Origin of the sequence: Saltatorellus ferox, from assembly GCA_007751475.1 — a bacterium.
GTDB lineage: Bacteria > Planctomycetota > UBA1135 > UBA1135.
In genome coordinates this window covers 7,598,132-7,623,189 of sequence record CP036434.1, presented here as the reverse complement: position 1 = coordinate 7,623,189, position 25,058 = coordinate 7,598,132, and the positions used below count along the sequence as shown (strand labels likewise).

The following is a 25,058-nucleotide window of genomic DNA, read 5'->3' as shown; positions in this document are numbered from 1 at the left end:
CACGCTTCCGGCCTACGTTCCTGCGCCGGAATCCAGATCGATTCCGCCTCCAGCCCTGCTGGCTGACATGCACACATGAAGAAAACCCTCCTCCTCGCGGCCCTGGCGCCCGTCCTGTTCACTTCCTCGGTCCTCGCTGCTCCAGCGATGACTTCCAACACGCTCGGCGGCGCGTCCTCCGTTCTCGCTCCTGTCACGGAGGGTCGCTGGTTCGCGGACTACGACGAGGCGGTCAAGGTCGCCAAGGCCGAGGGCAAGGATCTCCTCGTGGACTTCACCGGCTCGGACTGGTGCGGCTGGTGCATCAAGCTGCACGACGAGGTGTTCGATCACGCCGAGTGGATCGACGAGGCCTCCAAGAACTACGTGTTCGTGGCGCTCGACTTCCCGCGCTCCGACGAGGCGAAGGCCCTCGTGCCGAACCCGAAGCGCAACGAAGAGCTGAAGGATGAGCTCGGCGTCCGCGGGTTCCCGACGATCTTCCTCATGAACACCGACGGTGTGGCCTATGCCCAGACGGGCTACCAGGCCGGCGGGCCCGAGGCATACGTCAAGCACATGAACGAGATCGCGGCTTCGGGCAAGAAGGCCATGGTTGCGTCGAAGCGCGTGGCCGACGCGTTCACCTCCGCCGAAGGCGACGAGGCGAAGTGGGCTGCCTGGGGCGATCTCGTCACCGCGTTCAACGATATGGACGCGGACTCGCCGTTCGTCAGCAGCCTGGTCGATCACGTCCGCTGGGGCTTCGACACGGACGCCGACAACAAGGCGGGCAAGAAAGAGGTCGCCGCGAAGGCGCTCCTCACGAAGGGGATCGTCGACGACGAACTCGTCGCCTACGCGAAGGAAGCGGATCCGAAGAACGAGAAGGGGCTCTTCGAGATCACCGTCGAGTCGGCGTTCAGCCAGGTTCGGGACGATGAGACCGCGCGTGCGGCCGTCGCGGCGCTGGAGGAAGTCAACCCGATGGGCTTCCAGGACAAGGAGCTTGGCTTCCGACTCAACTTCACGGCTGCGCGCTGGTGCGCTGGCCCGCTGGAGGACGCCGACAAGGCGGCGAAGCTCGGTGCGAAGGCGATGGAGATCGGAACCGACGATCCGGAGATGCTGGCCGCGCTGAAAGAGATCATCGGCTGATCCTTTGATCCCAGGCGGGAGACTTCTCCTGCGATGGAAACGGCCAGGCCCGCTCGTCATCGAGCGGGCTTGGCCGTTTTCTTGCCTGATGGCTCGGGCAGTGGGGATCCACGTCCCGGGCGCGCGGCTCAGCGATCGAGCGTGTAGCGCGTGACGAAATCCTTCTCACCGCTCTCGGGCGCAAAGAGGATGGACTGCTGGAGCTCGGTGGCGCTCAATCGCTCGTAGATGACGCTCTTGACGCTCTCCGCTGCGTTCACGCCAGCGAACTCGACGCGGTCCTTGGTGAGGCTCACGAGCTTGAACTGGGAGATATCAGCTCGGCCCTCCGGGACCTCGAGCCTGCCGTGCATGTGCCGCAGGCGCAGAACGATCTCTCCCTCTTCGAGGGCGATCTGGCTGAGCTCGACGAAGGCACAGTCGCCGTCGAGGCGGATCTGTCGGAAGGTCCCCATGAGGAAGTTGCCGCGCGGCAGGGTCCAGGTCTCCTCGTTCACCGTCTTGTTCGGATTGACGGCGATCCAGGAGCCGTGAAGGAAGCGCAGTCCTGCGATCTCCGGCGCCTCCGCCGCGTTCCTGGGGAGGACCGGACCGGTTTGGGGGATCGGTATCCCGTCTGCCACCGGAGCCACGGAGCCCGAGGGCGACCCGGGGGGAGGTGTACCCGGCGTGGCGGCCCGGTTCCCGGACTGTGCACGAGCGTCCAGCTCGTCGAAGATGGGTTTGTCGGCCGCGAGGCAGGAGGTGAGCGAAAAGAGGAGGCCGAGGGCCAGCGGCCGTGCGAGGGTGCGTTGCATCGGAGCAGTCTATCGCGCCAACGATCGGGCACGGGTCATCCGGCCAGCCTGATGCACGATGGGGACGCGAGCCTGGCTGTGTAAACGATTTGTTCGACGTGCGAGAGGTCGGTCATTCCGCTATTTCCTGGCACTGCGAACGACATCCTGTCGAGCCCGTCATGGGGGACCCTGCGGATGGCACGTACGACGCTATGTTCCCGCGCTCCCCAGGGTCCCATTCCGTCCCGTCTCCGTCGATCTCCCATGCTGCTGACCCGTGTCGCCCTCTGGTGCGCCCCCAGTCCGGCCCCTTGCCGATTGCTTCGCGCATTCGACCGTCGCGATGACTGCGCGGTGTCCGATGAGCCCCTGGCGCCTGCCTACCTGGCTCACACGAGACGCTTCGAACGCGAAGACGAGACGCGCCTCTTCGAGGACCTCACGCTATGGAACGAGACCGTCGAACGTCTCCGAGCCGCTCCGCTGAGTCCCCCCGGGTGCGAGGCCCCGAGGCTCTGGGTCCAGAAGCACATGGCGAAGCAGCTACTACTGCACACGGACCGCGACTGGCTGACCGGATTCCAGCACGTCTTCCTGCTTCGTGATCCGCGGCTCGTCATCGCCCAGTCGCACTCCGATTCAGGCCTCGCCTACATCGAAGACACCTGCGTGCCTCACCAGCTGGAGATCTACCGCTGGGTACGAAGCACCATGAACCTGTCGCCGATCGTTCTGCGCGAACAGAACCTTCTGAACGACCCCGGTCGGGTCCTCACCCGGCTCTGCGATCTGCTCGGATTGACGGATGACCCCGCGATGCTGGGCGCGTTTCAGCCGGACTGTCCGACGCACGAGGACGGCGACGCGTGCTGGTATTCGGACGATGGCCAGCTCACCTCGGACGCTCGGGAGAAGATTCACGAGGCCGAGGAGAGGCACGCCAGTCTGATCCGTCGCTGCCGCGCCATGCAGAACGAACTGCTGCAGAGCGAGCTTCGCGGCGTTTGCTCCACCAGCAGTTGACCGATGGCCTCAGTCGGGATCGCTACCCGCCTGGCTCTCAGGGCCTGCGTGGTCGATGTGAAGGTTGTCGATCCAGGTGCCTTCCGAGGCGATCGGGGGACCCGCGTGGTTCTCGCGGAACCCGACCTGGAAGGCGCCGCTTCGGCGACCGCCCTCCGGCAGAGCGCCGCGGAAAATCTCCCGATCGTTCAGGATCACCACGAGCTGGCCGCCCGTCGGCTCGTAGGGATCGAGGGTGATCGAGAATGGAACCCACTGCCCCTCCGCGATGCCGAGAACGAAGTTGGGGAGGGCCTCCATGAGCTGGACGGGCTCGCCGTCCATTTGGTCGTGGCTGGCATGAACGAGTTCCCAGATCAGCCCGTGGTCGATGCGTCCGTCGTTGAGGTTGACCCCGGCCCGGTTCTCGTAGATGAGCCAGTAGCCGTTCTCGTAGCCGGACAGCCGGGCGTCGCTGTCCGCGGGGAAGAAGCGGCTGCCCTGGGAGCCGCAGATGCCCAGCGCGATGGCCTGGGCCGGATCGGTGCTCGACGGCACATAGAGGTCGCCGGTGACGGTGTAGCCGCGCGTACGTCCGAGAGCCGCGTCGCCTGCGATGCCGATGACGCCACCGCCGCTCGGGTCCACGCAGCGCCACGCAAGGCCACCCCCCGGGGAGGCTGGGATACCCGCCGCGAGCGGCGACGAGCGCAGGACGCTCCCGAACGTGGAGAAGAACGCCGGTGAAGCGGTCTCGAAGTCGAAGGTAGCCGGTAGGGTGAGTCGGTCGCCGTTGGGCTCACCGGGGCTCGCCGCCTGGAACGAGAAGTCCTCGGCGTTGCGGCCCGTGTCCAGACCGTCGGGGTATCGTCCCGCCGTGTAGCGGGCACCCGAACCGTCGAAGCCGTTCGCGATCTCGCCGAACCAGGGCCAGCCGCCCGAGGTGACGCCGAGCGTCTCGCGGCGGATGAGGTCGCCGAGGCCTCCGAAGGCCTCGTACACCACGTTGTCGTATACGTGCTGGCTCGAGACGTTCAGCAGCTGAAGCCCGGTCGGGTTCAGGTTGGAAAGGTCGTCACCGGCCGCGCTGAAGCCGGTCGTGCTGGCCACGTTCGGCGTACCGGGGTCGCCCGCCACGAACAGGCCGAAGCCGCCGCCCATGTCGGGGATCGAGCCGGAGAGCGGGAATTCGCGAGCCACCGTGCCGTTGGAGGCGCCGTACGTGCGCAGGGTCAGGCCCGAGGGCAGCGGACCGGCCGGTCCATGGATCTCGACGAACTCCAGCCCGGACTCCGCGTAGCGAAACTCGTTGATCCGGTAGCTCTTCTGCTCGGGATCAACGTGTTCGTAGGTGATCGAATCGACGATGACCTCGCCGACGGCGTCGCCGGTGCCCTCGATGACGAAGCCGTAGAAGCCGATGTCGCGGGCGCCAAGGCCTGTGCTATTCAGGATCGAGTTGCCGCTGAAGAACGCAGGCTCCTGCGTGGGGAAGCCAGCGACGCTGAACGGGTCCGTGAGGTCCCAGGTCAGCACGTGCCAGCCCGGCTGCGCAAGGGAGATGGAGGGGGAGCTTTCCAGCTGCCGTGAGCCGTCGACCGCGAGCATGCGCATGGTGTAGCCCGCCTGCGGCTGGGTGACGAGGACGAACGCCTTGAGCTTCGTCGACGCGGAGACGACGCCGAGGACGCTGTTCGTGTCGGTGACGGTGGGGGCGAGCGGCGACGCGAGCACCTCGTGGGCCACGACGGCGCGGTTCGCTCCGCTCCCTTCGAAGTCGTAGGCGATGCGCATCGCGTTGCCCTCGCCAGCGGGCGCGGGCACGAGCGCAAGGGAGGAATCACCGTTGCTGTCGCCCACCGTGTCCCGGGCGAGGTTCGGATCGCGCCAGCGCGGATCGAGGCCGCTGAAGGAATCGAGCGAGTACGCGCGTGTCCCCGGTGGCGCGAAGATCTCGTGGAGCATCTCGTAGACGTGCGGATAGGTGCGCGTGCGCGCGACGCTGCCGCCCGTCCGCGGGTCGATGGACGTGAACTCCGCCATCCACATGAGCGACCAGAAGCCGACGCCGCCGATCCGGCGACCGCTCCAGCGCCCCGACGGATCCTGGAGCGAAAGTGCATGGCGGATCTTGTACTCCATGCCCTCCAGGCCCTCGAAGGTACGAACGCGCTGGCTACCGGAGTTCCAGGTGTACCACGCCGCTTCGTCGCCCGTGACGTAGTTCTGCGCGGGCGTGCCGATGCTGCTGTTGAGGGTCACGTCGAAGAGACCGTCCGTGAAACCCGAGGACGAAGGGCTCGTGCCGGCGACGTCGTAGCTCGCGGTGTTGCTCCACTGGCGTGAATACGCGGAGATCACGGGCACGAGCTTCTCGGGCGGCAGCCCATCGTTCAGGTAGGCGTGCATCTTCGACGAGCCGAGGCAGTTGTCGAAGTCGCTGATCGCGTGGGGCGTGGAGCCGCTCGCCCAGTCGTACATGCTGTAGAGCATGTAGTCGATGGAAGGGGTGATGCCCGTTTCGGCGTCGAAGTCCCACTGGTTGGAGCTGAAGATGGCGTTCGTGTAGATGCTGAGTTCGTAGCCAGGACCGAGACCGTCGAGGCCCGCGCGGAGCTGGGCCATGAACGCCGTGAGACCGTCGCGCACGGCAGAGCCCCAGGAGAACTCGATGTCGATGCTGACGCCGTGGCAGTACGAATCGTTCGCGAGGAGGTTGACGAGCTGATTGACGAGGTTGGCGCGCCGGGACGCGGAGGTCATGACGCTGGCGATCGCGCCGCCTGCGCCGTCATCGAAGCTCGCCAGAACGAGGATCATCTTCACGCCGGCGGTGTCGGCGGCGCCTCCGGCTTTCAGGTACGAGGAGCGGTTCGTGAAGGCGCTCGTTCCCGTCAGGTTGCCGGCGGAGTCGAAGCCGACGAATCTGGAGCCGACGTGGGTGAGAGCGTGCCAGCGCTGATGGAAGACCTGGGTCTCGCTCTGGAGGTATCCGAAGACGATGAAATCGTCGTCGATGCCGTGGATCGGCGCGCGGTCCGTCGGCCCGGGCGTGGTCGGGCTTCCTGCCGCGTTCGGGGTCACATCGGTCGCCGTCGGGTGGCTCCGCCGCTGGCGCGCGATGGCAGCTCCGATTCGCTCGGCCTCGTTGTGGTCCTCCGAAGGTGCATGGGCGCTTCTGCCCAGCTCCAGGATGTGCGCGCCGTGCGTCGAGAGCGTGCGCGAGGCAGGCGGAACTTCGGCTCCCTCCTGGGCCATGGCAAAGGGAGCAAGGGCTCCCGTCAGGAGGCAGCAGACGGCGATGGGAAGCAATGAACCTTGGTTGGACATCCGTCCATTCTAGGCGTCGGCCGGCGTTCCCACGGGAGTTCAGGGGCTCTTACGGGCGTTTCACGACCGGGCGAGGCGGGTGTTCCTTTTCGCTACACGGATCGGTGTCGGTCGCAGGTTGCAGCGGCGCAGATACCTGCACGATGGTTCCCTGACCGAAATCGGTGGTGATGCTCAGCGAGCCGCCGACGAGCTTGGCCCGTTCCCGGATGCTGACGAGACCTAATCCCCCGTCACGTCCCTCGCGCGGGAGTCCGGCGAGAGCCGCAGGGTCGAAGCCTCTCCCGTCATCGGCGACTCGCAGCGAGATGCACTCTCCGTCGGAGTCGAGCTCCACATCGATGTTCTGGGGAGAACCGTGTCGCTCGGCGTTCCGGATCGACTCCTGGGCGATCCGGAACAGCGCGAGAGCGACCGCCGCAGGCACCTGGATGCCCTCGGAGTGGTCGGCGAAGCGGACGCTCACGAGACCCTGCTCCGAGCGGCGAGCGCACTCGGACTTGAGGGCTCGCGCCAGTCCGAGATCGTCTACCACGGTGGGATGCAGCTGCCTGGAGATCGAGTGGACATCGACCGCGATGGAGGCGAGGCCTGCCCGAACTCGCTCGACGGCGAGCGCTCGGGAGATCGAAGCGCGGTGTGGATCCTCACTGTCAGGCGCCTGGGTGATCAGCTGCGCGTCCAGCGTGAGCGCGGCGAGTCGCTGGGACAGGTCGTCGTGGAGCTCCCGCGCGATCCGGCTTCGCTCCGTTTCTTCTGCCTTGACGAGTCGCTGCCGCAGTCGCTCGACGCTCTGGGCCAACCTTTCCTCGTCCGTCACGTCGAGGACCAGCGCGAGGACCGTGTGAACGTCGCCGTTTCCGTCCTTGATCGGCGAGAAGTACCACCTGCAGCTCCTCACCTCGCCGAGCGCCGTGACCGTGGGGGACAGGAGGTTCTCCTCCACGTGCCCATCGAATGCGCGGGTGAGCGCCTCTTGGAGGTGCCCATGGTGGGCCTTCGGCGTGATCTGGTCGAGCAGATCCGTCTTGCCCGGAGGCTCTGCATGCCAGCCGAAGAGGCGGCCCGCGTAGTCGTTCCACTCGGCGATGCTGCCATCACGATGCCAGACGAAGATGGCGGAGGGAGCGGTTTGAAAGAGCCCTCGAAAGCGGCGCTCGCTCTGCGCGATGGCGTCGATCATCCGCTTGCGCTCGCTGATGTCGCGGATCACGCAAACGAGGCGCTGCTCGTGCGACGCGCCGGTACGTCCAATGGTGATCTCGACGTCTATGGGCGAGCCATCGCCCTGGAGTGCCTCTCTTTGGATCGTCGTGGCTCGCGTGGCGTTGCCGATGAGTGACTTGCGGGCGAACTGCTCGAGGGCCTGATCGACACCCTCGATACCCAGGTGGCTGATGGGCTGGCCTTCGAGGTCGGCATGGTCGAATCCCAGCATCGTCTCGAGCGCCGGATTGACGTAGCGGATGGTGCCATCCTTATCACAGGTCACGATCCCGTCGATGGCGGTCTCCAGCGTGGTTCGATGATTGCGGGCGCTGGCCCGAAGAGCCCGCTCGAGGACGCGGCGCTGCTCGACTTCGGCTTCGAGCTCGACGCTCTTGTTGCGGATCGCCTCGGTTCTCCAGGCGTACAGCAGTCTCAGGAGACCCAGAAGTGTCGCGAGGAGCAGCGCGCGAATCGGCCACTGCTGGAACCAGTGGCGGTGAATCGTGAACGTCGCGGTCTCCACAGGTTCGGACCAGGGGCTATCGCTGGAGCGCGCCTCGACCTGAAACCGATAGTCGCCCGGTGGAAGGTCCGTGAATCGAACGGTGCGCTCATGGCCATTGTCGACCCAGCTCTCGTCGTACCCCTCCAGGCGATAGCGATAGAGAGTGTTCTCCGCGGTCGGGAAGACGAGGGCGGCATAGCGGAACTGCAAGGTGGCTGAGCCAAAGAGCGCCGTGGTCGCAGACCACGGGTCTCCGTTGGCTTCCACCGAGGTGATCAGAACGCTCGGGGCGGCGCTGTGCTGAGAGGCGACGAACGTATCGATGAGGGTGAGGCCGTCCACCGTTGGCAGCGCGAGGTGCCCGTCCAAGAAAGAACCTCCCCACGGGCCGTTCCCTTCCGGGCCACCGTGAAGCGTGCACTCGATCGATCCCCCGTCCCCGGAGATGGCAGGATCGAGGCTCCCCACGTCGAGTCGGATCGAACCCGAGTTCGAGTTGACCCACAGGGACTCACGGCCCTCGTGGCCTGAAGGATCACCGATCCAGCCGAGGAAAAGATCAGGCAGGCCGTTCTCCAGATTCCAGTGATCGACGCAGTCGTCACCCCGAAGGCGATAGAGGCCGTGCCCGTAGGTCGTGACCCAAAGATGCCCGCGATGATCCTCGAATGCAGATCGAAGGGTCGCTCCGGGGAAAGTGTGGAGCGTGGTGACCACTTCCGTGTCCGGATCGCCCAGTTCGATGACGTCCCGGGAGAGGCTCAGGAGCCCATCGGAAACGGGGATGAGATGCCGAACGCGATGACCAAACGGACCGAGCACGCGAGGTTGCCTCCCTGGATCGGTCACCCATTCCGTGACCCGATACCCTTCGGCGTACCAGACCGTGCCCGTGGAATCGCTGCAGAGAAACTCCACGGGATCGCTGTAGCCCGGCACCGGAACCGCCCGGTGGCCCTCCAGGAAGAAGAGCCCCTCTCCCGCGCCGAGAATGACTCTCTTCTGGTCGTCGACGCAGGCTGCGGTCAAGTCGCGCAGGCGCTTCTCGTCCAGGAGGATCGGGAGGGAAGAACCATCGGGACCCACGACCCACGCCTGGTCACCCTCGGTCGTTCGAACGATGACCTTCTCCTCGCCGATCGACTGAACGAGCCGCACGGAGGGCTGCCTCCCGACGTCTTCGAGCGATAGCGCGACGGGAACGGACGTACTCGGCTCCAGGTACAGGAGGCCGTCCCTGGACGTTCCCACCCAGAGATCGCGCTGCGCGCTCCGAGCGAGGCCGTGGAGTGAAACGTCGCCGAGCGAGTCGATCCGGGTGAACGTGGGAGGGCCCTTCGGTCGATCTCCCGCTCGGGTTCCTTCGGGGTCGGGTGAGGCCGGGCCCACGGAGAAGAGGCCCTTCGAAGTGGTGATGACCCTGTCATCGGGCCCGGTTTCGACCTCGTCCGTGATCTGATCGAACTCCACCCCTGGATAGAACGTCGCTGGATCTTCGACGGCAAAGAGCTGGCCCGTCACGCTTTCTCGGGCCCAGACATCCCCCTCCAGGTCGGCCAGGACCCAGGACATGGAGCGGTCACTGAGCTGGATCAGTCGACCCTCTTCCAGGTGGTAGAGACCCGAGTTACTGGCGACCCACGGCTCACCGAGCCGGTCGAGCGCAATGCGTCGAATCGGCTGGTCATCCTCCGGGTCGCCACGTCGAAAGACGGAGAGCTGACCCCGGGAAGACAGCCCTAGCCGCAGGCCGGCGAACCAGACCTGATCGCCTCTTCCCGGCACGATCTGCTCCACGTCGCCGAGCACGTCATGGGGCGCCAGCTCCTCGAACCGTCCATCGCGATAGCGCGAAAGCGGTCCGCCCGATGTGCCGATCCAGAGGTCGTTCTGGGAGTCTCTTGCGAGAGACGTGATCCTCTCGTTCCCGAGCCCGGGGGTCTGGCTCGCCCGAAGGATCTTGAAGCGTAGCCCGTCGTAGATGGCGATCCCCCCGGCGGTCCCGAGCCAGAGCCTGCCATCCACGTCCACCTCGAGGGCCCGCACGCCTCTAGACGGCAGGCCGTCCTCGGGCCCGAAGGCCGAAACCTGGTAGTGCGGAGGCAGCGGTGTCGCGCCCGCGATGGTCCCATCGAGCTCTTGAAGCGCAGATGTCCTACCCTGCACGTCGGGCTGAAGCAGCACGGCGCTTGCCAGCAGGGCGACGTGAATTCGAACCCTGGAGGAGTGACGAAGGGGGGCGTTCAAGGGAGAGGCGCGCGCGCTCGTCAGGCGAACGTACGCGCCCCGAGCATATCAAGGCCTCGGGTTTCCGGACCGGCGGTTTCCGGAGGGCAACCGATCCTTACTCGACCGTCCACATCTCGCCGGCGTAGACGAGGTCTTTGAGGTTTCCTTTGCCCTTCCGGGCGATGGCGTCCTCGACCTGCGCGTGCACGCCGACCTCGTAGTTCGCGGCCTCGACGTTGCGCATGATGCCGACAGGGACCGGCATGTCCGGATCATCGCGCATTCCCGTGACCAGGAAGGCAGCAGCGGGCGACTTGGCCGTCGGGTCCCATACGCTGGCGTCGGAGGCGGCGCAGCGCTCGACCTCGAAGCCGTTGAAGCGCAGGCCCTTATCGTTCTCGGCGCCGTAGATCATCGGCTGGCCCGCGACCAGGTCGATGGTGCGGTCCGGGCGCACCTTGCGGTCGACGGTGGACGAGTAGAAGTCCTTGTTGAAGATCACGCAGTTCTGAAGGATCTCGACGAACGAGGTGCCGCGGTGGGCGCTCGCGGCTTCGAGGACCGTCGTCATGTGCTTGATGTCCTGGTCGATCGTCCGCGCCACGAACGTGGCCTGGGCGCCGAGGGCGAACTGGGCGGGCTCGAAGGGGCGATCGACGGAACCCATCGGCGTCGATTTCTTGCGGGTTCCAACTGGCGAGGTCGGCGAATACTGACCCTTGGTCAGCCCGTAGATCTCGTTGTTGAACATCAGGATGTTCACGTCGAGGTTGCGGCGCAGGATGTGGGCGAGGTGATTACCGCCGATGGAGAGGCTGTCGCCGTCACCGGTGATGATCCACACGTCCAGCTCGGGGTTCGCCACCTTCACACCCGTGGCCACGGCCGGAGCGCGGCCGTGGATCGTGTGGAACCCGTACGTGTTCATGTAGTACGGGAAGCGGCTGGAGCAGCCGATGCCCGAGACGAACACGGTCTTGGCGGGATCCGCACCGCTGTCCGCCATGTACTTCTGTACGGCGTTCAGAATGGCGTAGTCCCCGCACCCGGGGCACCAGCGAACTTCCTGGTCGGAGACGAAGTCCTTCTTCGTGAGCGGAGTCTTTGCAGCGATGTCAGTCATGGCTCTTTCGTGGGTGGCGTTCGCCTCAGGCCTTCTTGGGTTCCGCGAGCACGTTCTGGATACGCTCGACGACTTCCGAGATCAGGAACGGCTGTCCCGTCACCTTGTTGTAGGGCACGTAGTCGTGATTCGGTAGTTCACCTCGGAGAAGCACCGTCATCTGCGCGACGTTCATCTCCGGCACGAGGATGCGATCGAACTTCGAGAAGATCTCGTCGAGTCCATGGGGGAGCGGCCAGACGTGCGTCAGGTGCAGGCGCGAAACCGACAGCCCCTGGAGGCGGCAGGTATCGACCGCCTGCTTGAGGATGCCGATCGTGGAGCCCCAGCCGACCACGAGCAGCTCGCCCGCCTCGGCTCCCTCGACGGCAGGCGTCGGAATCGTGTCCGCGACCTTGCGCACCTTGGCGTGGCGCAGGTCCGTCATCGCCTGGTGGTTGTCGGGGTCGTAGCTGATGTTGCTCGTCGGGGCCTTCTCGAGGCCGCCGATCCGGAATTCCATGCCGGGCGTGCCCGGCTTCACCCAGGGGCGCGCGAGGTTCTCGTTGCGCCCGAAGGAGAGGAAATTCTCGCCCTTCTCCGTCGTGAACTGGACCGGGAACGGCTTCAGGTCATCGAGGTCAGGGAGCGCCCACGGCTCGGCGCCGTTCGCGATGAAGTTGTCGGACAGAAGAATGACCGGAGTCATGAACTGAACCGCGATACGGCAGGCTTCGATGGCCATGTCGAACGCGTCGCTCGGACGGCTGATGGCGATGACGGGCATCGGCGCGTCGCCGTTGCGTCCGTAGATGCTGCTGAGCAGGTCGGACTGCTCGACCTTCGTCGGCATGCCGGTCGACGGGCCCGCGCGCTGGACGTCCACGATGACGAGCGGAAGCTCGGTCGAGATCGCAAGGCCCATGGCCTCGCCCTTGAGCGCCATGCCAGGACCCGAGGTGCCGGTCATGCCGAGCGAGCCGGCGAAGGAGGCGCCGATCGCCGAGCAGATCGCGGCGATCTCGTCCTCGGACTGAACCGTGAGGATCCCGTGGTGCTTGTAGTTCGCGAGGGACTCGAGCACCCCTGACGCGGGCGTGATCGGGTACGAGCAGAACACGCCGGGCAGGTTCGCCAGCTTCGCGCCCGCCACGAGCCCGATCGCCAGCGCGTCGTTGCCCATGATGTTGCGGTAGGTCGCCGGCGGCAGCTCGGCCTTCGGCACTTCGTACTGGCCCTGGAAGAGTTCGCGGATATCGCCCGCGTTGTAGCCAGCCTTCAGCGCCTTCTGGTTCGCCTCGATCAGGTCGGGCTTGCCCTTGAACTTCTCCTCGAGCCACTTTAGCGTCGCGTCCATCGGACGGCTGTAGACCCAGTACATGAGCCCCAGCGTGTAGAAGTTCTTGCAGCGCTGCTTGTCCTTGTTGGACAGCGGCGAATCCGCGAGCGCCTCCGCGACGCGCGTGTTGATGTCGACCTCGATCACGCGGTAGCCCTCGAGGGTTCCGTCTTCGAGGGGGTTCGTGTCGCACTTCGCCTTCTTGAGATCAAGCTCCTTGAAAGCGTCGGTGTTGACCACGACCACGCCGCCCTTCTTCAGCGCCTTGATGTTGACCATCAGGGCGGCGGGGTTCATCGCCACGAGCACGTCCGGCGCGTCACCGGGCGTGTGGATGTCGGTGGACGCGAACTGCAGCTGGAAGCCGGAGACGCCGGGGCGGGTACCCGCTGGCGCGCGAATCTCGGCGGGGAAGTCGGGGAGCGTCGCCAGGTCGTTGCCGAAGATCGCGCTGGTACGCGTGAACTGGTTTCCCGTGACCTGCATGCCATCGCCAGAGTCACCGGCGAAGCGAAGGACGACGCGGTCGAGTTGCTGGAGAGGCAGCTCGCCCGCCTGGGGGTCTTGGGCGGAGGTAGGATTCATCGTCGAAGGAGGCGTGTTCAGCTCGGAAATTGCCCGAACAGAATAGACCTCATCGGCACGTTGATGAGCCTAGTTCCCCGAATAGGTGGGAGATCCGGTGGAGCGGCGGGTTGGAGCCCGAAAGGTGGCTCCTAGAGAGGCGCCATGGGGGTCACCTGGGCCTCCATGCGCACTTTCAGCGCACCCTGGAGGTCCGTCGCCCGCACCTGCCCCAGGAGCGACTCGTCGATCGTCCGGGCCACGTCCGCCAGGTTGACCTTGGACGGAAGGATGAACCCGATCATCCCGTCGTGGAGGGCACCGCAGGGGAGCTGAACCTGGAATCGCCGAGCGAGCGTCTCGATCACGCCGGTGAGGGCGATCGCCGCGTCGGCCTCGCTCCGAATCCTGGCCAGCGAGGCGATCAGCGGTATCTCGGCGCAGGCCAGCCTGGCGTCGCTCGGCATCCCGACGGCGCGCGCGGCGAACTCTGCCTCGGGAACGAGGAGCGCGGCCGACATCATCGACGGAACCCGAGGGTCCTGCGCCGGGGTCTGGCCACTGACGGACTCTTCGGGAACCAGGCGGAAGTGGGTGGTGCTGGACACGTTGTCCTCGGATGCGGGTTGCGGCTGCGACATGGTCGAGGGCCCTCCGGCCCATCTCCGCTATCGGCGCCCGGGCCCGCGGGTCCGGAATGGTTCTCGTTCCAGGACGTGGAAGGGCGCGCCGCCGTCCCGTTCTGTGGCGCGCTCGCTACCATCTTCACGCCCTCGCGCACCTGTTTTGCCGCCCTTCACGCACCGATATCGCGATTTGAAACGCTTCCACCTACCACCGCTGGTTCTTCTCGCAGGCGCCGTACTGGGGTTCCCGGCGGAGACTCCGGCGAGGCCTTCCACGGGAGCGTTCTCGTCGTTCGATGACCCGGCCGCGCCGAAGACGCCGCTCGACTACTTCAATCTGATCCGCGAGCACAAGGACCGGACCCCACGCAATCGGATCGAGGAACTCGGTCAGATGAAGACCGAGGACGCGCTCTCCATGCTGAAGCGCTCCGTCGACGAGATGGAGGGCCGCTGGGGCAAGCAGTACGTCTTTTCGGCCATGCGCTTCTTCATGGACGATCCCGAGCTCGCGCCCGTCGCCATCAAGTTCGCCGAGGGCGCAGCGCTGCGCAGGAACCCGACGGAAGCGCGGGCCGCCGCGGGTGCGATGGTTGGCTGGGGCGAGCCGGCCAGGGAGGTGCTCTACGGGGTCGCGGCCGATGGGTGGGACGAGGGGGCCCGCGCGGAGGCGATCCGGGGCATTCACGACCTCTTGAAGGAGCGAAAAGACGGGGTGGCGCTTCGGATCATGCTGGAGGCCTTCGACGTGCCCACCTCGGGACCCGCCACGCTGGGGGTGGAGGTTCTGGGCCTGTTTCGCTCGGAGGAGTTCTTCCGCGAGATCAGGAAGTTCGTCGGGGACAGGAGTGCGCCGATCCAGCGGCTGCTCGTGGTCCTCGACGCGATGGGAACGCACGCAGCGGGGGTGGACCCGGTCGTTGACGAGGGGGTGAACGACGTCCTTGAGGAAGGGCTACGCCATCGGGATCCGGTGGTGCAGTACCGGGCGCTCCTCGCCGTCGCGCGACGCGGAGGGACGAAGGCTCCCAGGGAAGTGACCAAGCTCACGAAGTCGAAGGACGAATCGGTCAAGCGTGCGGCGATCATTGCGGCGCTCCGAACGCAGACCCGCGACCCGTCTGGGGCCGGCGGGAAGGGCGGTCGCCGGATCGACCCGCTCGAGCTGGTTGAGAGCGATGAGAGCGCGGTGCGCCAGGCGGCCGCCATCGGGCTCGGGGATCGCGGCGACGAAGAGGCGCTCGGTGCCCTTCACCGGCTGCTTCGCGACGAGGACTGGCGCGTCCGCGCCGAGGCGATTCGAGCCGTGATCCGGGTCCGGGACCGATCGTCGATTCCGGAGCTGATCGAGGGTTTGGACCGCGCGGAGGGACGTTTCGTCGGGGACTTTCACGCAGGTCTGGTCCAGCTGACCGCCCTCGATCTCGGCCTTGCTGCCGGCAGGTGGCGCATCTTCTGGGAGAAGGAATCCGAGACCTTCGAGGTGCCCAGCCCCAAGGTGGTGGCGAAGGCCGCCGCCGATCGGGCGAAGCGCAAGGAGGACTCCGAGTCTGCGGTGGCTTTCTACGGCATCAACGTCCTCTCGGACGCCTTCGTGCTCGTGGTGGACACGTCGGGTTCGATGAACGCGAAGGTGGGGAAGGAGAAGAAGCAGACACGCCTCGACGTGGCCAAGGAGCAGATGGCGAAGACGCTGAACCGGGTGCGGGACGGCGTGCTGTTCAACGTGATTCCGTTCTCCGGGAATGCGCGTCCGCTCACCGACGGCCTCGAACCGATGGACGAGGAGGCGCGGGAGGAGGCGCTGGCGTTCATCGAGGTACTGCGAGAGGCGGGCGGCACGAATATCTTCGATAGCCTGAGCGCGGCCTTCGAGGACGAGCGAGTGGACACGATCTATCTGCTTTCCGACGGAGCGCCGAGCGCAGGGGAATTCGTGGACGTCATGTCGCTCCGGGCCGAGGTGGAGCGCTGGAACTCCACCCGCGGGATCCTGATCCATGCGATCGCGGTCGGGCAGGACCATCCGCTGCTGAGGGGGCTCGCAGCAGACTCCGGGGGAAGATACGTTCGGGTAGAATAATTGAAAGTATACTAATGCGATTGGGGGCTCCTCCAGGTCCCGGTCTGCCCCCAGGGCACTGGGCGGTGATGGCCGGTGGTACTCTGGCCGCATGACCACCGAGAGTGAAACGACCTCCAAGAGCATCGTGCTCGGCATTTTCCCGCTCGGGCTGGCGCTCGGCGGGCTCCTTGCGGCAGCCCGAGCGCTCCTGGCGGGCTTCGGGCACGCGCCTGGCCTGAGCGAGGCCGCCGTCTCCTACCGCGTCCTGGCCATCGCCGAGCGCTGGCCGGAGATGCTCGCCGAGGCTCTGATCGCCGGGGTGGTCTGCTCGCTCGTTCTGATGTTTGCGAGCGAGGCCCGGCCGCGCCGCGCGTCGACGACCGCGATCGCCTTTCTGGTGACGCTCCTCGCGGCGGGCGCGTACCTGACGGGCTACCCCGAACCGCTGCCGGGGATCGGAGTCGCAGCGATCGGAGCCGCCGTGGGAGTGACGCTGATCGCCTTCGGTCTTTCGAGGATTCCCTTCACGGGTGTCGTACCGCTGGTGGTCGGCCTCGGCATCGGGCTCGGCCTGCCCTTCGCCGCGGCGAGCCACGTGAAGAACAGCCAGGAGGGGATGCCGGTCCGGCGCATCCTGGTGGACCTCGTCGCCACGCGGATGGCGGCGGAGGCCGGGGAGAAGGGCATGGACTTCCTGGAGGTGGTCAGCCAGCGACCGGATGCCCCGGTGACGACCGCCGTGCTGACGCCGATCGTCGATCTGCACGCGGACACCGGCGACAAGCCCACGCTGATCCTGCCGCCACCCGCCACGGTTCGGTTCGTCGTCCCTGCGGACGCTTCGGGCGCTCGCTTTCAGGCGGCCGTGGACATCGACCTGTCGTCCATCGACTCGCTGCCGGGGGGGCCGGGGGGGCTGGAGTCGCTGCCTGTCACCTACCGCGTGCGCGTGGACGGCCAGGTGGCCTGGGAGACGACCTTCGAACACGAGCGCGTGAGGCCGCCCTGGAACGTCGACCACATGCAGTGGCGGCACGTCGAGGTCGACGGCCAGCGCGGCGTTCCGGTCGAGCCCGGACAGACGGTCCAGCTGGAGACCGAGCTCGCTGGTGGCCTGGACCCGGCCGCTTTCACGAAGGAGCAGCTGAAGCTCGGCTTCGGCGGCGCGTTCCTCGTGCAGGACCTTCGCCAGCCGCGCCGGGTCCCCACGCCCCACGCACCCAACGTGATCTACGTGGTGGTGGATACCCAGCGCCTCGATCGCCTCGGCTGCTACGGCTACCCGAAGGACACGACGCCCCACATCGATCGCTTCGCCGAGGAGAGCATCGTCTTCGAGGATGCCTACACGACGTCGAGCTGGACGTGGCCGTCCACCGGTTCGCTCCTGACCAGTCTGCCGCCGGACGCCCACGGCGTGAAGAGCAACGCGTCCTGCACGCTCGCCCAGAGCCTCACGACGATCGCGGAGGCGCTCCAGGGCCGCGGCTACACGACGGCCGCATTCGTCGGCAATCCGATCGTCTCGTCGACGCGCTACTTCGACCAGGGCTTCGAGACCTTCGACGAGACGCGGTCCGAGTTCCGCATGTCGGACGAGCTCATGCCGGCGGCCTTGGACTGGCTCGAAACCCACGCACCGCTGCGTTTCTTCCTCTATTTGCACCTCGTCGATCCGCACACGCCACATCGGCCATCCCCGACGCAGATGGAGCGCCTCGGCCTCGGGCCTGCGCCCGAAAACTGGCCCGAGGGTGGCCTGGACGGCATCCGACGCCCGAGCGCCAACGATCCTGGCACCGAGATCACGCCGGAGCTGGTGCAGTATGCGAACGATCTCTACGACACGAGCGTCGCCACGACCGATATGTGGTTCGGCAGGCTCCTCGAGAAGATCGACGAGCTTGGGCTGGACGATCGAACGATCATCGTGCTGACGTCCGATCACGGCGAGGAGCTGCTCGACCGAGGCTTCCGCGGCCACGGGCACACCGTCTTCCCCGAACTCGTGCGCTCTCCCCTGATCTTCCACGTGCCCGGCGCGGACCCCGGGCGCCGCATGGGCGTGGTGTCCAACCGCCACGTGCCGACGACGATCGCCGCGCTCTGCGACGTCGCGCTTCCGGGCTTCGACCGTCCGATCGATATCCTGAACGAGACCCTGCCGGACGAGGCGCTCTTCGAGACCACGAAGGGCGAGTGGTCGCCGCAGTATCCGAGGAACGAGCAGCTCTTCGGTCTACGCAGCGGCTCCCATACGACCCAGTGGCGCTACTCGGACTTGCCCGTGGAGGAGGTGCCGCGCTCGGACCTGCGCTACTTCGACGACCGCAGCGATCCCGCCGCCCGTTCGAACGTGGTGACCGTGTCCGAAGCGGAAGCGCGCGCCGCGGCCGAGCGGATCCGCGAGATCGTGGGGAGCGCCAGAGAACAGAAGCCGACGGGCATCGCGGGCGTGGGGAGCGGAGGAACGTCCACGCTCCAGCAGATCGGCTACGTCGGCAAGGACGACGACGCGACCGAAGACCCGAAGCCCGACGAGCCGAAGCCAGAAGACCCGAGGCCTGAAGAGAAGAAACGCTAGAAGTACTCAGGGCACGGACGTCCCCTGATAGTTTGCGCCCATGAGCCGTTCCCTCGCCGTTCTTGCTTCTGCTGGCTTCCTGCTTTTTGCGTGGTTCGGGCCCCTGGGGACGACCTTCGCGTGGGCGGCCACGCAGGACGGCGATCCGGTCACCGTGCCCGCGGCGAGCGATCGTCTCGATCGTCAGGAGATTGCGGCCGAGCTGAAGGATCTGGAGGCGCTCGATCCAGCGGACGCTTCGGACGCCAGCAAGGCGCTGGTGGACATCTACAAGGACACGCTTCAGTCTCTCGATGCCCGCGAAGCCGCCCAGTCCAGGGCCAAGGAGCTGGAGGCGCTCGCCGCTGGCGCGACCGAGGCCCGCGCGGCCATCGAGGCCGAACTCGACCAGCCCTCGGAGCCGGTGATTCCGAGTACGGAAGGGCTGGCGCTGACGGACCACGAGGCCATGAAGGTGGAGGCCGAGCTGGCCGCGGACGACGCTCGGCGTGCGCTGACGGTTCTGGAGGCGGAGCTCGACGTGGCGCAGGACCGGCGCGCCACGATCACCGAGGAACTCAGCGCCCTGACGGCGCGTCGCGCCGAGCTGGAGACCGAACTCGGGACCGAGTCCACGGGTGCGGTGGACGAGCGGGTCGGGACCGCGCTCCGACTCCGTCAGACGGCGGAGCTACAGGCGACGGTGGCGCGGATCGAAGAGCTGCGCGTCGAGGAAGCGACCTTCGACCTGCGCAAGCAGCTCCTGCAGTCCCGGCTGGAACTCGCTCGCCGAACGGCGGCCGAGAAGTCGACCGTCTTGAGCGTTCTGGAGTCGTCCCTGAACGCCGCTCGCCAGAGAGACGCCCAGCGCAAGGCCCAGGAGGCGATCCAGCAGGCCGAGGCCGCCGCGATGCAGGGCGAGCCCTTCGCCAGCCTCGGCGCAGAGCTGGTCAAGAGCCGTGCCGTCACGCTGGAACTCGCGGGCGAGCTGGAGGTGGATCGCAAGCGAATCGACGAACTGGAGGACCAGAAGAAGGACCTCGGGAAGCGCTTCGAGAAGACGCAGCGACGGATCAAGATCGCGGGCCTCTCCAAGGACACGGGGCTGCACCTGCGGCGGGAGCGGATTCGCCTGCTCGACCGCCGGACCACGCGTGCGCAGATCGCCGAGGACCGCGAGCGATTGACCGAGATCGAACTCGCGCGGTTCGAGGTCGAGTCGCGAGAGCGGGAGATCATCGACGACGATCGCTTCGTCGAGGATCTCGTCGAGGCGGCTTCGGCGAGCGGACAGACGGGAGAGCAGATCACGCAGCTGGCCAAGCGGCTGAAGCAGGACCTTCTCTCGGCTCTCCGCGCGGAGACCGCGATGCTCGGGGACCGCAGCGGTCAGCTCCTGACGATCACCCAGCTGCACACGTCGACCATCGAGAGCCACCAGGTCTATGAGGACTACGTCGCCGAGCGGATCCTCTGGATCCGGAGCTCGGAGCCGCTCTGGAAGGTGAAGGAAGTCGACATGCTGGAGGAATTCCGGCGCCTCCCTGCCCTGACGAAGCTGCCCTCCGTGCCCGCGTGGTTTGCGGCGGAGATGCGCCGTCGGCCGCTCGTGATGGTGCTCCTCGCCGTCGCGCTTTCGCTCTTGCTCGCCGCGCGGCTGCGCGTGAAGAGGGCTCTGGCCGAAGAAGGAGAGCTGGCGCGCCAGCGCAGCCAGGTCTCCATCCTTCCCACGCTGCGCGCCACGGGATACTCGATGATCGTGGCGGCGCCCTATGCGGCGGTGCTCTACGGACTCTCGTGGCTGACGGCGACCTCGAACACGGACGGCGAGATCATGCGCGCCCTGAGCGTCGCGTGCGCGCGCGCGGCGGCTGCGGCGCTCATCATCGGTGCGCTGCGTGCTCTCACCGCCAAGGACGGTCTGGAGGAAGCGCACTTCGACGCCCAGTCCGAGGCCGTCCGGCTCGTTCGTCGGCAGACCAACTGGCTCCTGCCGGTCATGCCCACGGCGGCGCTGCTGGGGGAGTTCATGGCGAGCCTCGACGCGGGCTCGACCGCAGACGCCCTCGCCCGGGTGGCGTTCCTGGTGGAGGTCGGGTCGCTGCTGCTCTTCACATGGCGAGTGCTGAATCCAAGGCGCGGCGTTCTCGCGCTCAACGCTCGTTCGGCCGGGCCAGAGGATTTGCTCACGCGGCTCCGCAGGCTCTGGTTCCTGCTGGCGGTGATCGGCCTCGGCATGCTGGCGCTGCTCGCTGTCGTGGGGTACGGATTCACCGCTCGAAGCCTCTTCGGGAAGGTGGAGATCACGGTGGGCCTCGTCCTGGCGCTCGTCACGGTGCGCTCGATCGCGCTGCGCTGGATCAAGCTGATCCGCCGCAGGGAAGCGCTGGAGAAGCTGCGGAAGAAGCGAGAGGAACTGCGCGCCAAGCGGCTCGCCGAGATCGAGCGCCGGCGGAGCGCGGGCGAGGATACCGCCGAGCTGGAGTCGGAGGGCCTCGAGGTCGAGCAGGAGGAGGTCAACCTCGCGTCCATCTCGTCCGACCTCAAGAGCCTGATCCGCATGGCCACGGTCGCGATCGCGGTCGGCGGCGCCTACTGGATCTGGTCCTCGGTCCTGCCCGCGCTGGGCGCCTTCGAGCGCGTGGAGCTGTGGCAGCAGCAGGTCGCCAAGACCGACACCGTGACCGGGTCCATCGCGTACACCTACGCGCCGGTGACGCTCGCGAACGTCGGGCTCGCGCTGATCTTGCTCATCGTGACCTGGCGGGCCGTCAGCGACCTCCCTTCGCTCCTGGAGATCATTCTGCTCCGGCGCCTCGACCTCGGTTCGGGCGAGCGCTACGCGATCACCACGCTCCTTCGCTACTTCCTCACGACGGTGGGCGTGCTGCTCGCCTTCGACAAGCTCGGCCTGGCGTGGTCGCAGCTCCAGTGGCTCGTGGCGGGTATCTCGGTCGGCCTCGGCTTTGGCCTCCAGGAGATCTTCGCCAACTTCGTCAGTGGCATCACGCTCCTCTTCGAACGACCCGTTCGCGTCGGCGACTGGGTGACCCTCGGCGACATCGAGGGCGTCGTCTCGAAGATCCGGATCCGTGCCACGACCATCCGCGATCGCGACCTCAAGGAGCTGATCGTTCCGAACCGTGAGTTCATCACGGGTCGCTTCATCAACTGGACGCTGTCGGATCCCGTGTCGCGGGTGACCGCCCAGGTGGGCATCGCCTACGGCTCCGATACCGAGAAGGCGATCCAGCTGCTCCTGGAGGCGGGCCGGGACTGTCCCTATTCGGTCGCGGAGCCCGCTCCGAACGTCGTGTTCATGAGCTTCGGCGCGTCCTCGCTCGACTTCGAGCTGCGCGTCTTCGTGACGGGCCGGGAGATCAAGCCGCGCGTGCTTCACGACCTTCACATGCGGATCGACGCCGCGTTCCGCACCGCTGAGATCGAGATCTCGTTCCCGCAGAGGGATCTGCATATCCGGTCGGCGCCCGGGCTCGAGGGGCTCGTGCGCGACCGAAGCTGACTCATAGCCTTGGATCATTCATCAAACTGCGTCGCCATGGCGCCGTTTGGGCGTGCTGGCGACGCAGTTTGATGAATGGTTCAGGACAGGAGTCGGTCGAGCGCGTCCGCGATCTCGGCGTAGGGTGAGGGCTTTTTCAGCACGATGGTCGCACCCATGGCGCGGGCCAGGTAGCGCTCGTCCATCTCCGCGCCCGTGAGCACGAGGACCGGCGGGAGCGCTCGTTCGACCGAGACCGCCTCCATGACCTCGAGGCCATCGCGACTGGGCAGGCTCAGGTCCAGAATCACGGCGTCGTACTGGCAGGACAGGATGCACCAGAGCGCGGAGACGCCATCGCCGAGCTCGGTGATCTCACAGCCATCGTGGGTGAGCCGCTCCTTCAGCGCGTGTCGAAGGAAGACGTCGTCCTCGACGAGCAGGACCCGAGCGCGCCCCTCGGATGTTTCGAACCTGGCGGCGCGGATCGGGGGAGCCGTGAGAGTGTCTCGCCGTGACCGCTCCAGCAGGCCGAGGAACGTCCCAGTTCGGAGAGGGCGATCGAGACTTGGTGTGGTTGGACCGTTTCGCATGCTCCTCGGGTCGGATCGCGAGCGTGCGGATCTACAGCGGCAGGATTCGCTCTAACACAAGCCATGCACAGGCCGGCTGGGTGCGCCGCTTTTGGAACAGGAGTGCCTTGCCCCGGGTCACGCGATCGCCTGGACGCGCGTCCAAGAGGCTGCTGGAATCGAAAGAGGCCAGCGCGCCCTGGATGGGACCGGCACTGGCCTCTTCGCTTCGCCTGCTCCGGAAAGCGGGCTCAGTCGCTGCGCTACCGCAGGTAGCCGAAGTTCGTCGACAGACCGACCATGAAGAAAAGGCCCGGCGAGTCGCCGTTGAGGCCGAGTCCGAGGGCGGCGTCCGCCGTCATGTTGGCGCCCACTCGGCGGTAGATGCCGCCCTGCAGGATCGCGGTGTCGGGCACGGACTCGTTGAGGGCCCAGGCGAGCTCCGCGAACACCGTGTCGGCATCCGTCAGCGGCATGGCGGCGTGGGAGGCGAGCAGCATCTGGTAGAGCGTGCCGCTGACGCCGGATCCGAACGCGTTGATCGCGCCATAACCAACGACGCTGATATCGCCCTGCTGCTGCTCGACGATCCCCGCCAGCGTCAGGTCCGTGGAGCCCGTGTTGGCAGCGCCCAGGATGCTGGTTCGCGGGTCGCGTCCCCCGGTGCTGAAGTTGCTTTCATCGCTGCTGTCATTCGTCGGAAGCTTGCCGACGAACTCCATGCCGAACGTGGGGGCGCCGTCCTCGGTAGGTTCGAAGCGGTGGCGGAAGCCGAAGGCGAGATCGCCGATGCCGGTTTCTGTCTCGTTGCCCACCTCGTAGCGACGAAGTGGCGCGGTCTCCACGATCACTTCCGTGGTCTCCGAGAAGCCGTACTTGAAAGTGGCCGGGGTGTCGACGAAGTCGTTCGGGTCCCAGGTGAGCCCGGCCTCCAGCTCGACGGAGTCCTTCGTCGTGGTCTTCGTATTCTTGGAGATTCGCGGACGCTGCGGCGTCGGCGTGAGGTCCGCTTGCTCCAGGGTGGCGGCGCAGGAGCAGCAAAGCGCTGCGAGCGCGGCGCCCTTGAGGATCGAGTGGGAGTTCATGGATCGGCAGATGGGGGGATACTTGGTGGGTCCGAGGGGGGGGCAGGATCAGACCGCGGCGCCAGCGGAGGCACCAGCGGAACCGACGGTGGAGGAAAGGTGGTCGAAGACATCCATCTTGGTGAGGATGCCCATGAGCTGATGGTGGTCGTCCACGACGACGCCGACGTTGCCCTTCGAGAAGTGCGTCATGAGGGCGGTCGCGTTCTCGTCCTTGTGGACGGTCTGGACGTTCCGGAACATGACCTCGGCGATGCGCGCATCGAGCGAGGTGTTCCTGTCGACGAGGCGGGACAGCAGGTCGCTTTCCGTGACGATCCCGACGAGGCGGCCGTCATCGATGACGGGGAGCTGGCTGATGCCGCGCTGCTTCATCTTGTGAACCGCGTCGCTCAGGGTCTCCTCGCTGGAGGCCACGACGAGGTCGCGCTGGGGAAGCTTGCGGACCATGTCACCGCACGTCGCGTGCTCCCAAGACGACTCCGTGAAGCCGTTCTGCTTCATCCAGCCATCGTCCATGAACTTCGTCATGTAGTTGCGGACGCTGTCGGGCAGGATGACGACGAAGGTCTTGCCCGGGCCGACGCGCTTGGCGACCTCGACGGCCGCCCACATGGCGGTGCCGCAGGAGCCGCCGCACAGCAGGCCTTCCTGACGGATCAGGCGACGCGCCATGAGGAACGACTCGTGGTCTTCGCTCTTGACCCACTCGTCGATCAGGCTGCGATCGAGCACGTCGGGGATGAAGTCGTAGCCGATGCCTTCGACCTTGTAGCCGCCGATCGGCTCGGGGCCCGCGAGGATCGAGCCGACGGGGTCGACGCCCACGATCCGGACGTGGGGCGCGTCCTCCTTGAAGCGGCGCGCGCAGCCCGCGATCGTGCCGCCGGTGCCCGCGCCCGCCACGAAGTAGTCGAACTGGCCGCCGTTCGTCTGCTCCATGATCTCGACGGCCGTGCCCTCGTAGTGGGCGAGCGGGTTGTCCGGGTTCGAGTACTGATCGAGGATGTGCGAGTTCGGCATGATCTTCTGCAGCTGCTTCGCCACGCCGATGTGGCTCTCCGGGCTGTCGAACGACGCTTCGTTCGGCGTCCGGATGATCTCGGCGCCGAGGGCCTCGAGGACGACCTGCTTCTCGCGGCTCATCTTCTCCGGCATCGTGATGATCATGCGGTAGCCCTTCACCGCCGCGGCGAGGGCCATGCCGATGCCGGTGTTTCCGGACGTCGGCTCGATCAGCGTGTCGCCCGGCTTGATGCGGCCGGACTTCTCGGCCTCCAGGACCATCCGGCGACCGATGCGGTCCTTGACCGAACCGCCCGCGTTCATGAACTCGCACTTGACGAGGAAACGGCAGCCGGTCTCCTTGCCTACTTTCTTGAGTTCAACGAGCGGCGTGTTGCCGATGGCATCGAGGATCGTGTCTAGGGGTCCCATTGGGGTTGACTG

At 66.6% G+C, this 25,058-nt stretch carries 14 protein-coding genes; 5 read left to right on the top strand and 9 right to left on the bottom strand.

Annotated elements, in window-relative coordinates:
* Positions 1–75 precede the first annotated feature (75 nt).
* Complete coding sequence (locus Poly30_RS27645) at positions 76–1,137, top strand: thioredoxin family protein (protein ID WP_145205678.1); 1,062 nt, start codon at positions 76–78, stop codon at positions 1,135–1,137.
* A gap of 128 nt (positions 1,138–1,265) precedes the next feature.
* Here Poly30_RS27645 and Poly30_RS27640 read toward each other — a convergent pair whose 3' ends face one another.
* Positions 1,266–1,934, bottom strand: a complete 669-nt coding sequence (locus Poly30_RS27640; protein WP_145205675.1) for a DUF6265 family protein — start codon at positions 1,932–1,934, stop codon at positions 1,266–1,268.
* Positions 1,935–2,111: 177 nt separating this feature from the next.
* On the opposite strand from Poly30_RS27640, the gene Poly30_RS27635 reads away from it, so the two are divergent.
* Complete coding sequence (locus Poly30_RS27635) at positions 2,112–2,939, top strand: sulfotransferase-like domain-containing protein (protein ID WP_419190748.1); 828 nt, start codon at positions 2,112–2,114, stop codon at positions 2,937–2,939.
* Positions 2,940–2,948: 9 nt separating this feature from the next.
* Here Poly30_RS27635 and Poly30_RS27630 read toward each other — a convergent pair whose 3' ends face one another.
* The 5 genes from Poly30_RS27630 to Poly30_RS27610 all read right to left on the bottom strand — a co-directional run bounded on the left by Poly30_RS27630 (position 2,949) and on the right by Poly30_RS27610 (position 13,837).
* Entirely contained in the window at positions 2,949–6,248 is a 3,300-nt protein-coding gene (locus tag Poly30_RS27630) for a glycoside hydrolase family 18 protein (protein ID WP_145205669.1), read from the bottom strand.
* Positions 6,249–6,297: 49 nt separating this feature from the next.
* Entirely contained in the window at positions 6,298–10,209 is a 3,912-nt protein-coding gene (locus tag Poly30_RS27625) for a PAS domain S-box protein (RefSeq protein WP_145205666.1), read from the bottom strand.
* Between the two features lie 97 nt (positions 10,210–10,306).
* Positions 10,307–11,314 carry a 2-oxoacid:ferredoxin oxidoreductase subunit beta gene (locus tag Poly30_RS27620; protein ID WP_145205663.1) on the bottom strand — a complete coding sequence of 336 codons (1,008 nt, stop codon included), beginning with the start codon at positions 11,312–11,314 and terminating at the stop codon, positions 10,307–10,309.
* A 25-nt stretch (positions 11,315–11,339) separates the two neighbouring features.
* Positions 11,340–13,217, bottom strand: coding sequence for a 2-oxoacid:acceptor oxidoreductase subunit alpha (locus Poly30_RS27615; protein ID WP_145205660.1), 1,878 nt, complete (start codon positions 13,215–13,217; stop codon positions 11,340–11,342).
* Between the two features lie 131 nt (positions 13,218–13,348).
* Positions 13,349–13,837 (bottom strand): hypothetical protein, encoded by a 489-nt coding sequence (locus Poly30_RS27610; RefSeq protein ID WP_419190747.1) that lies wholly within the window; start codon positions 13,835–13,837, stop codon positions 13,349–13,351.
* A 175-nt stretch (positions 13,838–14,012) separates the two neighbouring features.
* Between Poly30_RS27610 and Poly30_RS27605 the strand changes: the two genes are divergently transcribed.
* The 3 genes from Poly30_RS27605 to Poly30_RS27595 all read left to right on the top strand — a co-directional run bounded on the left by Poly30_RS27605 (position 14,013) and on the right by Poly30_RS27595 (position 21,973).
* On the top strand, positions 14,013–15,905 hold the full coding sequence (locus Poly30_RS27605) for a HEAT repeat domain-containing protein (RefSeq protein WP_419190746.1): 1,893 nt from the start codon (positions 14,013–14,015) through the stop codon (positions 15,903–15,905).
* A gap of 91 nt (positions 15,906–15,996) precedes the next feature.
* A complete protein-coding gene (locus Poly30_RS27600; protein ID WP_145205650.1) occupies positions 15,997–18,471 on the top strand; it encodes a sulfatase-like hydrolase/transferase in 2,475 nt (824 codons plus the stop codon).
* A 40-nt stretch (positions 18,472–18,511) separates the two neighbouring features.
* On the top strand, positions 18,512–21,973 hold the full coding sequence (locus Poly30_RS27595) for a mechanosensitive ion channel domain-containing protein (RefSeq protein WP_145205647.1): 3,462 nt from the start codon (positions 18,512–18,514) through the stop codon (positions 21,971–21,973).
* A gap of 80 nt (positions 21,974–22,053) precedes the next feature.
* Here the strand turns inward: Poly30_RS27595 and Poly30_RS27590 are convergent, their stop codons facing one another.
* From Poly30_RS27590 to Poly30_RS27580, 3 genes are all read right to left on the bottom strand, one after another.
* Positions 22,054–22,545 (bottom strand): response regulator, encoded by a 492-nt coding sequence (locus tag Poly30_RS27590; protein ID WP_145205643.1) that lies wholly within the window; start codon positions 22,543–22,545, stop codon positions 22,054–22,056.
* 242 nt (positions 22,546–22,787) lie between these two features.
* Positions 22,788–23,609, bottom strand: coding sequence for a hypothetical protein (locus tag Poly30_RS27585; protein ID WP_145205640.1), 822 nt, complete (start codon positions 23,607–23,609; stop codon positions 22,788–22,790).
* A gap of 48 nt (positions 23,610–23,657) precedes the next feature.
* Positions 23,658–25,046 carry a cystathionine beta-synthase gene (locus Poly30_RS27580; protein ID WP_145205637.1) on the bottom strand — a complete coding sequence of 463 codons (1,389 nt, stop codon included), beginning with the start codon at positions 25,044–25,046 and terminating at the stop codon, positions 23,658–23,660.
* Positions 25,047–25,058 lie beyond the last annotated feature (12 nt).